This window comes from bacterium (Candidatus Blackallbacteria) CG13_big_fil_rev_8_21_14_2_50_49_14, from assembly GCA_002783405.1.
GTDB lineage: Bacteria > Cyanobacteriota > Sericytochromatia > UBA7694 > UBA7694.
The window spans coordinates 135,408-148,908 of record PFGG01000055.1 but is presented as its reverse complement, the minus strand read 5'-3'; the positions used below and the strand labels follow the sequence as shown (position 1 = coordinate 148,908).

The following is a 13,501-nucleotide window of genomic DNA, read 5'->3' as shown; positions in this document are numbered from 1 at the left end:
ACATTCTTAAAAAGACAGGCTTTTTTTGTTTGAATCAGCACTCCTCAGCCGCTAACCTTTGCCAAAGCGTATTATACTGATCGCAACGATGTAAGCAGATCAAAAAGGAAAAGAGTAGATTTGCTACTGAAGAAAGCAGAAAGAGGTTATTTACATGAGCACTGAAACAGCCAACAAGGGGCTGGAAGGCATTGTTGCCCTCAGTTCTTCCGTTTCTTCGATTGTCGATGGCGTTCTGACCTATCGGGGTTATAATATCGACGATCTGGCAGAAAATACCACCTTTGAAGAGGTGATTTATCTTCTGCTGAATGATGATTTGCCCACCCAAGCACAATTGGATGAGTTGAATCAGCAATTGAACGACGCACGTCCTGTAGAGGCAGCGTTTCTTGAGGTCTTGAAACAGCTTCCGATTACGCATTCTCCAATGGAACGTCTGCGCACCGGTATCTCTCTGCTGGGGCTTTATGACAATGAGTCTGAAGACAATTCCACAGAAGCCAATCGCCGCAAAGCGATTCGACTGATTGCCCAGATGCCTACGGTGATTGCAGCCCAAGAACGAATTCGTCGTGGCAAAGCACCCGTTGCTCCCAAACCTGGCCTCAGCACTGCTGCCAGTTTTCTGCAGATGATGCATGACAGTGATCCCGATCCTATCGCGGTTGAAGCGCTGGATAAGGCTTTGATTCTGCATGCGGATCATGAACTGAATGCCTCAACCTTTGCGGCCCGTCAAACCGTCTCTACCCTGGCAGATATCTATTCTGCCGTGACTTCAGCTGTGGGAACCCTCAAGGGCCCCCTGCATGGGGGTGCCAATGAACAGGTGATTCGTACCCTGCAAAAAATTGGTGAAGTCAGCAAAGTAGCAGCTTTTCTGAATGATGCGCTTGAAAACAAAGAGCGGATCATGGGTTTTGGTCACCGTGTCTACAAAGATGGCGACCCCCGTGCCAAGCATCTCAAGAAGATGTCCTATGAGTTGGGCAAAATGAACGGCGAAATGAAATGGTATGAAATGTCAGATCTGCTTGAGAAAGACATGCTTGAGAAAAAAGGCATGAAACCCAATGTGGATTTCTATTCAGCCAGCGTCTATTTCGTTTTGGGAATTCCCATCGATCTGTATACACCGATCTTCGCTTTGAGCCGTATCAGTGGCTGGGTTGCCCATATTCTTGAGCAATATGGCAACAATCGCCTGATTCGCCCCCGCGCAGATTATACAGGCCCTGTCAGCCGGGTTTCAAAACCGATCGCTGAACGCGGCTAAACTTTAAGAAATGTAAAGAGTCTCCTTCGGGAGGCTCTTTTTTTGTGCCTGCTCACAGAAAAGGGTGTTCTCTGCTCACAGATTTGGCGTGACAAGCCTCCTCGTCCTGAATTCTTTTTCAAGAGATAATGGGGTTATCCAAAGAAAGAGAGCGAAGTGCCATGAAAAAAAATACAAGTTTTAAAATTTCTCTCAGTCTGCTTTTGCTGAGCGGTGTCGTCAGTGCCTGTACTCCCGCCAATCTGAATACCTTGGTTTCGGCCCTGAAACCTGAAAAGCCAGCGGTGTCTCAGGAACCCTTTGCCTCTCGGCCAGCGATGGCGATTGATGATGAGGCCGATGCCGTGACGCCGAAACCCTTTCGTGAAATCAGCACCGTGAAACTGCAACGCCCGCTTTTAACCGGAAAGCGAATCAATGCCAGCCAGGCGGCTCAAATTGCCCTGCACTTTCTTGAAGAAAACCGCCAGCAGGAATCGGCATGGAGCAACCAGAACGCACAGTTGAAGCCCGAGCCCTCGCTCAGTTTTTATGATGGTTTTGAAGCTGAGCCGGGTGCTTTTGAGTTTTTGGTGCAGTCTGATAAAGGAGAAGCGTTGGGCTATTTGATCGTCAACACCTCACGCTATGTCACGCCCGTGCCCGAGTATTCCACGGAGGGCAGTGGCCACCGCGCTTTACTTGAACAGGATTATCTGAAAAAACAGGGAGCCCTGCCAGCCCAGCCCAAATTTTATCGCTTCTCGGCTTTTGCCTATGCCTTGGCAGAGGCTGAACAACCTGAAAAATATGCCTTGCGCAGTCTGCGCCGTGATTTTGATTTCGAGCTGGCCCGGTCTGGAAAACAAAAATTAATTTATTTCCCCGATACCGAAACGGTGATTGCCCAGGCTTGGCAAAAGTTTGAGGCCCCCTTTGATAAAAGTTTGAGTTTTGCGACAAAATCTTCTTCCAGCAAATCGCTCTCTGGCGTGCCCAAATATTATCAACACTATGTGACCAGCTCTTGTCCTGTGGGCTGTGTGCCTGTGGCCTGGAGCATGCTCTATGGTTTTTACGACAATGATTACAATACGGTGGCCGGCAGTGCCAGTTCTCAAACCTCTTCGGTGGAAGCCATGCACGAAAAAATTGCAGATTATGTAAAAACCAATTGTGGTTCAAGCAAAGAAATCTGGGCCTATCTTGGCCGCAAATGGGGGCGGGATGATCGCAACCTGACAGTTAAAACCAATCTGGACACCCTCGGCGGAGACAAATCGCTGTTTAATTCAGTACAGGGTGAGATTGACGATGGTCGCCCTGCGATTGTGGGTTTTCATGATGAATTGGACACTTCAGACCCCGGTTTGGAAGGCCATGCCGTTACAGCCTATGGCTATTATGAAAATGGTTCAACCCGTAAACTGTATGTGAATACAGGCTGGACAGGCACCACCACGAAAACCCTGACGATTGGCTCAGGGGATCTCGATCTGAACTGGGTGATGAAGGTTAAAGTTTCAAGCTAATAGCCCCAATCCAGCCCCAGGGTGGCAAAGACCCCAAAATCATTGTTCATGACTCCCGGTTGCGGCCGGGAGTCGTATTCGTCTGCGACTGAAAGTTTGAGCGAAATCAGATCGGGGGTGAGCTGAAATTTGACGAAGGCTTCGGCGTAAATTCGGTAATCGCCGAAATCATTGACAACAGGGGTATAGAAACTGTCGACGCCTGCTTCGGCGGTTTCGCCCAGTGGTAGCACGGCATTGACCCTCAGCACCGAGCGCAGGGCAGAGGGGGAAATATTATTTTCAAACCATTCGTTTTCATAGGCCAGACCCAAACTTACCAAAAACAGATTGAAAACCGGCGAGGCGATTTTATGCAAACAGACCCCCGCTCCATTGGTTAAACGGTAATTGAGCTTGATGGAACGGTCGGTGCTGTGGGTGCTGTAGGCGTAAATATTGAAATTATCCAGCGCGTTATAGGCATAGAGCACCGAGCCGTTGATTCGATTGGCGACCTCGTTGCTGCCCGCTTTGGTATAGAGATTGCCAAAATCAAGAAAAAATTGGTGTTTGTCGAGATTGAGATTATAGGAAAGCAAAGAAGAGAGATTGAGCAGATTGACATTGCCGATCAGGCCCGAGCCACTGAGCTGAAGCGAAACTCCCTGGGTGGTCCATTGCTTGCGCTGTTGAGGGGCTGCCGGGCGGGTATCCGGTGTGGTGCCGACTGGGGCCGCTTGGGCGGCGGGGCCAGAAATCAGCAGGGCTGAAAGCACTAAAATTCCAAGCAGAGATGTACGCATGAGGATGGAGCCTTTCTGTTTTTAATGTTTTAGCATGGCTTAGCAGGGGAAGCAAGTGACAGTCGGGCACGCTCAGCTGGGGGTTCTTTTTTCCCCAAAGAGCTGAATACTGGTGATGCGCTGGTTTTCAAAACCCGCTTTGAAATTCAAGTGGTCTGATTCATGGAAGAAATCTGAGCGAAAGAGCACAGCGCGGTTTTGGCGGTAAGCGACTCTCTGCGCTTTTGCACCTGTGGCTTTGAGATAAGCATAGATTTCTGGCATTTTATCGGCCTGGTTATACTCCACAAAGGACCAAGCGGCAGGAGCGGGTTGGTCATAGATAATCAGCCCCCCACTGTGAAGATCTTGATTGGCGCTGGTGGGGGTGAGCCAGAGATTGAGATTGAGGGTGGCTTCGTCTCCATGCACCCCTGTTCCCTGGCTGCGCTGATCGCAGATGATGGCCCACATATTTTTAAGCGTTAGGCCTTTGAAAATTTGGGGCAGGCGTTCTGGCAGCTCAGCAGCCAATTGAAAGAGCAGTTGGGGATGATAACCTTCGAGCCAGGATGCGCCCAAATAACCGTTAGCATAGGCCTTGTGCCAGATTGTGGCTTGCAGGGCGTAGCGCTGGAGACTTGCCAGGGCTTCGGGTATGAGCAGTTCATCGAGGGTACACCAGCCGCTTTCAAGAAAACGGTTCTCAATGGAGGCTGTATCTAGTGCTGGGTTGATAACCGATTCAAATTCAGGCAGAGAGGGGGCATAGAAAGCTTGCTTGAGCCAGCGGCTGCCAGGGCTTGAAATGTCGCAGGCCTGAAAGGGCGGATGGGTTTGCAAGGTATTGGCCAGGTTTTGCCAGTGGCTTTGCAACTGGCGGTATTCCGAGGACAGGGCCTGAGCTGAGAGCAGATGGCTGAGTTGTGTCTGTTGGTGCTGTACTTCGAAGGGGTAAACGCTGAGCGGGGTGGGGCTCAGGTCAAGTTCTTCAAAGGGCAAAGCTCCCTGGGGCAGTTTGGAGAGAGAGCAGAAAGTTTGGTGTGCTGCCTGCCATTGTTTCTGTTTGAGCAATAAGCGGGCTTTAACTTGGCTGAGAACAGGCAGGTTTGGAAAGAGGGGCTGTACCTGGGCCAGTAAGTTTTCTGTGGCTTTAAGATCTTGGGCTGTGAGCAGCTGTTCGAGTGCCTCTAAAAAGGATTGCAGTGCAGTTTGCGGGTCTCTTTTTTCCAGGCTGAGATAGCCCTGCATAACCCAAAGCTCAGGGTTTTGAGAGCTGGTTTTGAGGCTGGCCTGACACAGTTCCCAGGCCTGATCCCATTGGGATGTTTGAACCAGCTCAGTGATTTTTTCGAGGGGGCTGCACATGTTCAAATTATAGCGTGTCTGGGGGGTGAAACAGATAGTGGCCTATATGACAAAAGTTTTACAATGTTTCATTTTGTGATTACATTGAGCTATTTTGTGACTAATTTTAAAAAATTGTAATAATTATCGTCAACTTGATTGAAAATCCAATTGCAGATATCATAAGGGATAGAAAATATAATGGTGTTATTCGAGAACTGAATAATTCTCCGAAATGTGGCGTTATACAGAAAGCGAATAATTATTCAGGGGCAAGATACTGGGATGGATAATTCTTCCTGGAGTGGAGTTATACGGAAGAAGATTTCAAAGATGGAATGTTCATTCAGAAGTATAATTCTCCGATTTGTGGAGTTATACGGAAACAGGATAAGTTGCGTTTTGGCGTGTTAGATGGACATTGAGATTTGTTTGGAAAATGCTAAATTTCGTTGATTTGGGGGGCAAGTTGGAGTTATACAGCAAGGCTGAAAAGCTGATGGGGATTTGTGTTGAGAAGGGGGGCTGGGGGTGGTGATGGGATTATCCTGCCCCTGGATAATTACTTGTTGACCATACCTGACGGCCATCAAACCTAATAATGGAGCGCTTATGAACACTTTTATTATATCACAAAACCCGCCAGGCTGGCCAACTAACGGCATCGTCTTGACTTAAGCAAGATATTTAATAAGAGGAGCACAAAATGGCTAATTTAGTATATGTCGATAATTCAAATGTCTGGATTGAAGGGATGCACTTAGCATCAGTTAAATCTGGAAAAGCGAAAAATTTATCTGAAGCTATTCAAAAAAATATTTGTGATTATAGCTGGAAATTTGATTTTGGGAGACTCCTACATTTTACCGGAGGAGAAAAAACAGAAATAAAAAGAGCTGTTTTATTTGGATCAAGACCACCCAAAAATGACTCTTTATGGTCTGCTGCTGAAGCAAATGGTTTTGAAGTAGTAGTTTATGATAGAAATTTTAGCAACAAAGAAAAAAAAATTGACACGGATGTTGTTGCCAATATGATGGAAGATTCATTTACGATTGTTAATAAAGAAGAAGATGAAATGATACTAGTTTCTGGTGATAAAGATTATGTTCCAGCTATTATCAAAATTCGAAGCAGAAATATTAAAGTTGTGTGTTGTTTTTGGAGTCAAGCTGCAAGCGAACTCAAACAATGTGTAGATGAGTTTATAAGTCTTGATGAGTTCCATTCTTATCTTGCAATAACGTAAATTTTGGTAAAATGTTTTGTTTCAAGTCAGGTAACTAAATGTTAAGCTAGGTTAGCGAACCATTAGTTTAACAAAATAAAATTTAAGAGTTTAAAAAGTTGAAAATGGATACCTTTAAATGGCATCAAATTTGACTACCTATTGTCTTGAAAAACTCACAGACTATTCAGAGTTTGAGCGATTTTGCAGCGACTTAATGATAAGAGAAGGTTTTCCTAACCTAATACCATTGGGAGGATCTAAAGATAAAGGAAGAGATGCAATTCACTATACAGTATCTGAGAACATAACAACTATTTTTGCTTATAGTGTTATTGAGGATTGGCAGGCTAAACTAAGATCTGATGCCAGGAAAATTCACAATCATGACCACTCATGTGATCAATTGGTGTTTCTTACAACATCCAAAGTACAATCGGAAAAGTTCGATAGTCAAAAAAAGTTTATCTCTGATGAATATGGCTTTGAGTTAGATATTTTTGACATAGAAAGACTTCGATTATTAGTTATCAATAAATATCCAGATATTCGTGAAGAATTTCCTCAAATATTCAATCCTTTATTTCTAGAAATAGAAAAAGAATTTGTTAAGCGCGAAACAAAGAAATACATCTCAATAATATATTCGCATGAAAACAAGATATTTGCAGATTGGATTTCAAACAAGCTACTTTCACTGAACTACTTTGCTAAAGCTTTTGCTGTACCTGAAACTAATCAGGAAATCAAGAGTGTTAATAATTTCTTAAGAACAGAAACTTTTCTTTGTATACCGATTGTTTCTGATTTAATGCAATCAGATGCTAATTTTATTCGAATTTTAGCTGTAATTGATTCTTTTAACGAAACACATAAAAACAAGTTTATACTATATCTTAAAAAAACCAACCTAAATTCAAATATCAACCTAAATAATCAAGTTATTTCTTTTCCTGACAACTGGCAATTAGGTCTTCAGATTTTAGTAGATGCGCTTCAAAAGAATTTTTGCCCCAAGGATAATATTGTTGGCCCTAATACAGCGTTTTACTCTATTGTGCAGCCAGGAAAAGTAATAAATCGTCAGGAAGAATTGATTTCTAACTGTTTAGAAGTAAAGACCATCCCTAAATTTATCAACCAATTTGTAGTAAATAAATCACCAACAGCTTCTGATCTTGCTAGATTTAAAAGTGATTGGCCTTTTAAATTTATTGAGCCTGATATCTATTTAAGCTTTCAAACACCTTCTCCAGAAATGCTGAGTGATTTAAATATTAGGCATTTCACCAAAATACCAGTAAACACCATTCATACTATTAAAGGCATTAGAACAAATTTCATTATCAACGAACTATTAAGAAAATCTCTTGAATCCTATTTGTTAACAAGAGGATTACATTTTTGTCCTGTTTCCAAAGACTATTATTTCCCCGATGGATTCTTGGATAAAAATAGAATTGTATATACAAGTATTACAGGTAGGCAGACATATAGTTCTGTTATTGGACAAAGAGCCTTTGGTACTGGATTTATTAAATATTATGTTTGCCCAGTGCTTACATTAAACACTAGAGATTTTAAAAATCCGATAATTACTCTTAGAATTAGAGTAAGAGTTACAGATTTGCAAGGAAATCCATTTACGGGAAAACAAGTAGTATCCAGAAGAAAAAAGGTGTGTAAATTTTGGTTCAACTACACTTGGTTGACAAAAGTACTTGCTCTTAGGGCTTTTCTCGAAAATGAAAATGAGGCAATCATTATTGGTGAAGGTGAAGAGCAGATCCGAATAGATTCTCGCCTAATAATCCTTAACTCACCAATTAGTATTGAGGAGAGTATTTCTTTAAGTGAGACCGAGACATCTGCTGAACAAGAGGATGCTAGTAATTTTTCGGACGAGGAAGATGTAGTCGATGATTATGATTCTGAAAATTTATAGTGAGGATGGGGCTGGTGACTAAATCTATAATTGCTTATGATGAGCCCACACTTGAATTCAGATATGGTCAAAAAGTAGAGGATCCACATGACGGATTGACCCTCTTTGGGCCATATGATGCAGATTTGCCAAGCAAGCCTAATATTACTTACATTGTTATCGGTGAAAAAAGCGGAATAACGGCTTTTGAGAATTGGTCTAACGTAATGAATTTACCTTGGCTTAATGCTCCTCAAGAAAATTATTCCTTATGGCCTCCGTTTCCTGGTTTTCATGCTGCATTTAACTGCCCTTGGCCAAGCAAACCAGTAAACACTTACCCTATTCAGGATTTAAACATAAGTGCATTGACAAATTATAAAGATTCTTATCAATTAGTTTCTTATCTTGTAGAGTTATATTTAAAAGGTTTAGAAAAAGCTGCTCTAGGTGATGAACAAATCGGTGTTGCAATATGTGTAGTTCCTGATGAAATATGGAATAAATTTAGAAGCGAATCAGCAAAAAAAGAAGGCGCATATATATCAAAATCTGTTATTTCTAATCGACAGGCTGGGCAATTAAGTTTTCTTGATGACTATGATCCTGAGCTTTACAAGTACTCACTTGACTTCCGGCGACAGTTAAAAGCAAGAGGGATGAAATATAGAATTCCACTTCAAGTAATAAGGGAATCTACTTTGATTCTTAGCGATCAGCGTGAAAAAGGAAAGAGGGGATTAACACCAATTTCAGATAGAATGTGGAACCTTTCCACTACAATATATTATAAGTGTGGTGGAAAGCCTTGGCGATTATCAACGGCAAGAGAAGGTGTTTGTTATATAGGTATTGCATTCAGAAGGACTTCAAATATAATCTCAAGTCAAACTGCTTGTTGTGCTGCTCAGATGTTTTTGAATACTGGGGATGGGATCGTTTTTCAAGGAGAATATGGCCCCTGGTTCTCCGAAAAAAAAGATTTTCATCTTACATATGATGCTGCTCATAATTTACTAAAAGGCGTCATTGCAACCTATGAAAAGCTTGAAGGAAAGCCGTTAAAGGAAATATTTCTTCATTCTCGTTCAGATATCAGTAAAGAGGAGTTTGATGGATATCAGAGCGCATGTCCTCCTGAAGCTAAACTTATCGGAATTAGAGTTAGACAAGATAGTTTCAGAGCACCACAACTTTTTAGAAAAGGTAAAATGCCTATCGTACGCGGATCATTTTGGGAAATTGATGATTTTTCAGGATATCTTTGGTCAAGCGGATATAAGCAAAGATTTGGTACATATGATGGTTGGGAAGTTCCGGTACCTTTAAGAATAGATATTCAGCATGGATATTCACTTGCATCAAGTGTTGCTCAAGATATCTTGGGTTTAACCAAGTTAAACTATAATGGATGTAAAATTGGTAGTTCTCAACCTGTTACTATTGGATTTTCAGACAAGGTTGGTGAAATACTTGTTTCAAATCCAAATGTTTCAGAAATAAGACCAAATTTTAAATTTTATATTTGAATTTAATAATCATGATAATAGCAGTTCAATGATGAGTTGATTTGGCCAACCATGCACATCGTACTGACTCGCTTCACTCGCAGCACATGTGCGCTGTTGGCCAGATGCCCGACGGGCACCCAATACCTGATAGCGAGGTCGAAATGAATCATTCACTCAAAGAAAATTTCCCATCGGGCACGTGTCCAACAGAAGCCATAAACTTGGCTAAAGCAAGTTATGATTTTTAATTGAGGTAGATTATGACTCCAACCCCACTTGAAGCATTGATAGGCCAAATAAACAAAGTTGCTGAAACACATTTTTTTCTAAGACCAGTACTTAAAAAAAGTTTAAAAGAAACCATTATTTCGCCAGAAGGCCAAGCCGAAGTAGGCCCATACGCAAATTACTACGACTATTGGACAGGTACTCTAAGCGATAAATTTTTTGATATGGCAACGTTCATGAGATTGGGTAGCGTACTTGAATTCAACTTGAGGAACTATTATACCCTTAAAAAGGGGTATTCAAGTTTGCTAAGCCTTACAACTGATCCTTTACTTTGTGATCACAGTGGAAGATTTGATACTGGACTTTTTCAGAGAATTGTTCAAGCTCCAACAAAAACAAAAGGAATTGGAAAAGTTTTTGACTCTATAGGTGTTGACTTAACTGACACAGGAAAATTCCCTGATTTCATAAAATTGAGAGAGTTAATGCTTCATCGTCATCTGTATGCACATAAATCTGGATTGGTTGATGATGAATACATGAAAAAACTTAAGGATAACTTTAATATAGATATCAGTGCAGATATAGCATCCAAAGGTTATCCTGCGCAAGATGTTTATTACTTTGAGCCTTTGAGCAAATTGAATGATTTCATAGAAGACTCTAGAAAATTTTTCAATAGCTTACCTTACTAATGAATAGACCTTTTGTGATGACACCAAGTCTCGATCTGTGGTCTAAATGTCACACAAGAAAATACTTCCAAAACGCCAATTTTGGGATTTTGCCCATCAAGTGTCTATGGTGTAACTGGATTCGAGGTGTCTGTCACAACAGATCTAAAATACGGGATATATTATTTTTTCGCAGTCAAAACATGCAGATATATAAATATGAGTAAGTATTGTATTTATTTGGACTCGATTACAAAAGATTTTAACTATGAGCATATTATTCCCTTGTCTTTAGGTGGATGTGATGATTTTGTGATTGAAGTTGATAGGGGATTTAACTCTTCAGTTGGTTCCAGTATTGATGGAGATGTTGCGAATGATTTTTTAGTACTTTTTGAAAGGGACCGATTTAAAGCTAAAGGACACAGTAAAAAACATGAAAAACCCCTTATAAAAAATGTTCGATTAAAAGATGGACGACCTGCCCAAGCAATATTCGGGCAAGAGGGCCTTAGAATTTTTGACCTTCAGAGAAAAAGGCCTTTGCCACTAACTGATTCTGCAGGTGGAGAAATTAAATGCAACTTTAAAATGGAGATGGGCATTGATTTGTTTTTTGTTGCGAAGGTAGCTTTAGCAGCAGGATATTTTGCTTATGGTGAAGCGTTTAAATCTTATGTCAAACATTCTGAGTTAAGAAAGATTATTACGGCAGATAAAATCAGTTTGCCTCCAAATATCAAAGCTAAATTTTATGATAGATTTTTTGAAACGACTGACGATATTGAGTTCATGATTGTTAAGATGGCAACTGAAATCGGTGGTTGTTCTAGCGTATTGATCCTACCCTCTGAAAATAGTTTTGGTGTAGCAGTAGGTGTTCTAGGAAAATTTATGGGGTTTATTATTGTCCCTTCCCAATCAAAGCATCTGCCTAATTCGGATGATTACAGGCTTGGGCATTGTATGTTTATCCAAGATGGTAAGTTAAAGAGATTTTCGTTTGATTATCTTAGACAGCGCTTATTAACGAAATTTGATGAGAAGCTATGATCTTCGTTTGTCGCCTTGAATATTGTCCAACCAACTTGTACCTGCAGAGCGAAGCGGCGTCAGGTGCAAGTGGTTGGTTGGCTGTATAATAAGGAAAAGCTAAAAAAGGAGTTAATTAACAGAGTGGTTCTAGCAGATTCAGAAATTGAGGCCCTTGTACATAAGAGCCAACTGCTTGAAAAGCATGACCCGCAAAACATCCAAAATTGCTGCTATATCTTACGGGTTGGCAAAGTGTTTCAGTCTCAAACCGGAGATGAGGAAGTTATTGGGCTTACCTCAAACAGCCAAGGTAAAGGAAAAACAAGAAAAGTTGTATATGAGATAGGCCCTTCAGAAACTAAAATTGTAAAAACACTTGAATACATAAAAATGCCAGATAATATTTGCGCTACATACTCTCCATTATATCGATTATCTAGTAAGGGCGTAATGTTACTTAATGCTAGTATTGTTGAGCCTGGATATGAAGGACCATTAAGTTGCTTTTTGGTTAATTTTTCTTCAGAGAGAGTTACTTTTTTCCCTGAAGATGATATTGCAAAAATGATTTTTCATAAGCTCGATAATACTCCTGTGAACTTAAAAAGAAAAATTATTTCTGAAACAAATTACGAGCGCGATTTAGCAATGGCGGCTAAAAAATATCACCAAACTTTTTTGGATGTCACCAGTATTAGTGAAAAGGCAGCGGAGAATGCTGAGAAAAAATTGAAAACTTTTGCATTGTCGACAAGTGTTACTCTCATATTAATTGTTGCTTTTGCAACAGCCGAACCTCTTCTGTCAAAGTGGCTTTACGAGAGAACTGGAATCTATACATTAACACAGAGGATTGAAGATACAAAGCTTCTTAAAGATCTGCAAAACGCAGAGCTTCTAGCGAAAATTGAGGAGCTTAAACTTGAGGTTCAGAAATTAAAGTCCACTCAGGTTCCCGGAAAGAGCAAATAATGAGTAATTTAATACTGCCCTCAAGTGATGACGTATTTGAACCTCGAGCTGGCTACAATATTATTGCAAAATACTTTGAGTCTTGGCACTGGTATCAATTTTGGCAACAAAATGAAGCGCCTATAGTTATTGATTGGCTAAAAAATTTAAACCTAGGATTAGGACTTGATGCCGGTTCTGGAACAGGGCCCTATATAAAAGATATTCTGGCACTAAAACAAAAATGTATTTCGTTAGATATAAGTAGCGAAATGCTTGATATAAACAAGAAAAATCATAAAGGCCTTTACACGAAATCTCAATTAAGGTTTATTGAGGGGGATGTATGTAATTTGCCGTTTGAGAAAAATACGTTTGATTGGATACTTTGTTCAAGAGTGTTGACTCATGTTCAAGACATACGTATTCCATTATCTGAATTTGCGCGTGTTTTAAAACCTTTTGGTCATTGCTTGATATCAGATATTCATGCGAAACATCCGTATACTGCAATGGGGGTTAAAACAAATAATGGAAAAATCAACATAGCTACTTATAAGCACTCAACCAAACAGATTAGAACCGCCTTGTCTGAAATTAATTGTCTTGATTTGGTGGATATAGCGGAATATAAAATGTCTAATCTCTTAAAAAAACCTTCAAAAATAGAATTTAAGAAGCTGTATACTTTTAATGATGAAAGCATTTTCTTTATTTGCAAACTGATTAAAACTTAAATGGCCAACTCGCACAAAATGCACTTGACGCTGCTTCGCTCTGCAAGTGATTTTGATTGTTGGCCAGACCTGACGGCCATCAAACCTAATAACGGTGAGCTTATGAACCCTTTTATTACATCACAAAATCCACCAGGCTGGCCAACTAATTTTATGGTCTTGACTGGCGCAAGACATTGTTTTAGTCTCTATTTCAGCAAGAACAAAATGATAAAATTAAAGCACATCCAAAAAAACATGCTTAATCGGCTATTCATTTTTTCGATGGTTCCATTTTGGAACACCAAAACTGCTAAGGAACAACACTGA

The 13,501-nt window shown here is 40.6% G+C and carries 12 protein-coding genes; 10 read left to right on the top strand and 2 right to left on the bottom strand.

Annotation, left to right across the window (positions count from 1 at the left end; translation table 11 throughout):
* Window positions 1-154 precede the first annotated feature (154 nt).
* Together COW20_13640 and COW20_13635 are read left to right on the top strand one after the other, a co-directional pair.
* Window positions 155-1,279 (top strand): citrate synthase, encoded by a 1,125-nt coding sequence (locus tag COW20_13640; protein ID PIW47242.1) that lies wholly within the window; start codon window positions 155-157, stop codon window positions 1,277-1,279.
* A gap of 161 nt (window positions 1,280-1,440) precedes the next feature.
* Entirely contained in the window at window positions 1,441-2,790 is a 1,350-nt protein-coding gene (locus tag COW20_13635) for a hypothetical protein (protein PIW47241.1), read from the top strand.
* Here the strand turns inward: COW20_13635 and COW20_13630 are convergent.
* Together COW20_13630 and COW20_13625 are read right to left on the bottom strand one after the other, a co-directional pair.
* Complete coding sequence (locus tag COW20_13630) at window positions 2,787-3,575, bottom strand: hypothetical protein (protein PIW47240.1); 789 nt, start codon at window positions 3,573-3,575, stop codon at window positions 2,787-2,789. The genes COW20_13635 and COW20_13630 overlap by 4 nt on opposite strands.
* A gap of 72 nt (window positions 3,576-3,647) precedes the next feature.
* Window positions 3,648-4,922 carry a hypothetical protein gene (locus COW20_13625; protein ID PIW47239.1) on the bottom strand — a complete coding sequence of 425 codons (1,275 nt, stop codon included), beginning with the start codon at window positions 4,920-4,922 and terminating at the stop codon, window positions 3,648-3,650.
* A gap of 685 nt (window positions 4,923-5,607) precedes the next feature.
* On the opposite strand from COW20_13625, the gene COW20_13620 reads away from it, so the two are divergent.
* The 8 genes from COW20_13620 to COW20_13585 all read left to right on the top strand — a co-directional run bounded on the left by COW20_13620 (window position 5,608) and on the right by COW20_13585 (window position 13,501).
* Complete coding sequence (locus tag COW20_13620; protein PIW47238.1) at window positions 5,608-6,150, top strand: NYN domain-containing protein; 543 nt, start codon at window positions 5,608-5,610, stop codon at window positions 6,148-6,150.
* A gap of 118 nt (window positions 6,151-6,268) precedes the next feature.
* Window positions 6,269-8,074 carry a hypothetical protein gene (locus COW20_13615; protein PIW47237.1) on the top strand — a complete coding sequence of 602 codons (1,806 nt, stop codon included), beginning with the start codon at window positions 6,269-6,271 and terminating at the stop codon, window positions 8,072-8,074.
* The gene (locus tag COW20_13610; GenBank protein ID PIW47236.1) at window positions 8,074-9,582 is read left to right on the top strand and encodes a hypothetical protein; all 1,509 of its coding nucleotides are present in this window, start codon (window positions 8,074-8,076) and stop codon (window positions 9,580-9,582) included. Before COW20_13615 ends, COW20_13610 begins: the two co-directional genes overlap by 1 nt.
* Window positions 9,583-9,824: 242 nt before the next feature.
* The gene (locus COW20_13605; protein PIW47235.1) at window positions 9,825-10,490 is read left to right on the top strand and encodes a hypothetical protein; all 666 of its coding nucleotides are present in this window, start codon (window positions 9,825-9,827) and stop codon (window positions 10,488-10,490) included.
* A gap of 198 nt (window positions 10,491-10,688) precedes the next feature.
* Window positions 10,689-11,522, top strand: coding sequence for a hypothetical protein (locus COW20_13600; protein ID PIW47234.1), 834 nt, complete (start codon window positions 10,689-10,691; stop codon window positions 11,520-11,522).
* A 15-nt stretch (window positions 11,523-11,537) separates the two neighbouring features.
* Entirely contained in the window at window positions 11,538-12,476 is a 939-nt protein-coding gene (locus tag COW20_13595; protein PIW47233.1) for a hypothetical protein, read from the top strand.
* A complete protein-coding gene (locus tag COW20_13590; GenBank protein PIW47232.1) occupies window positions 12,476-13,192 on the top strand; it encodes a hypothetical protein in 717 nt (238 codons plus the stop codon). The genes COW20_13595 and COW20_13590 overlap by 1 nt, the downstream gene beginning before the upstream one ends.
* Complete coding sequence (locus COW20_13585; GenBank protein ID PIW47231.1) at window positions 13,193-13,501, top strand: hypothetical protein; 309 nt, start codon at window positions 13,193-13,195, stop codon at window positions 13,499-13,501.

Excerpts from the sequence above, each read along its gene's own strand:
- COW20_13640 (PIW47242.1), top strand. The coding sequence starts at position 155 with ATGAGCACTGAAACAGCCAACAAGGGGCTGGAAGGCATTGTTGCCCTC.
- COW20_13635 (PIW47241.1), top strand. The coding sequence starts at position 1,441 with ATGAAAAAAAATACAAGTTTTAAAATTTCTCTCAGTCTGCTTTTGCTG.
- COW20_13630 (PIW47240.1), bottom strand. The coding sequence starts at position 3,575 with ATGCGTACATCTCTGCTTGGAATTTTAGTGCTTTCAGCCCTGCTGATT.
- COW20_13625 (PIW47239.1), bottom strand. The coding sequence starts at position 4,922 with ATGTGCAGCCCCCTCGAAAAAATCACTGAGCTGGTTCAAACATCCCAA.
- COW20_13620 (PIW47238.1), top strand. The coding sequence starts at position 5,608 with ATGGCTAATTTAGTATATGTCGATAATTCAAATGTCTGGATTGAAGGG.
- COW20_13615 (PIW47237.1), top strand. The coding sequence starts at position 6,269 with ATGGCATCAAATTTGACTACCTATTGTCTTGAAAAACTCACAGACTAT.
- COW20_13605 (PIW47235.1), top strand. The coding sequence starts at position 9,825 with ATGACTCCAACCCCACTTGAAGCATTGATAGGCCAAATAAACAAAGTT.
- COW20_13600 (PIW47234.1), top strand. The coding sequence starts at position 10,689 with ATGAGTAAGTATTGTATTTATTTGGACTCGATTACAAAAGATTTTAAC.
- COW20_13590 (PIW47232.1), top strand. The coding sequence starts at position 12,476 with ATGAGTAATTTAATACTGCCCTCAAGTGATGACGTATTTGAACCTCGA.
- COW20_13585 (PIW47231.1), top strand. The coding sequence starts at position 13,193 with ATGGCCAACTCGCACAAAATGCACTTGACGCTGCTTCGCTCTGCAAGT.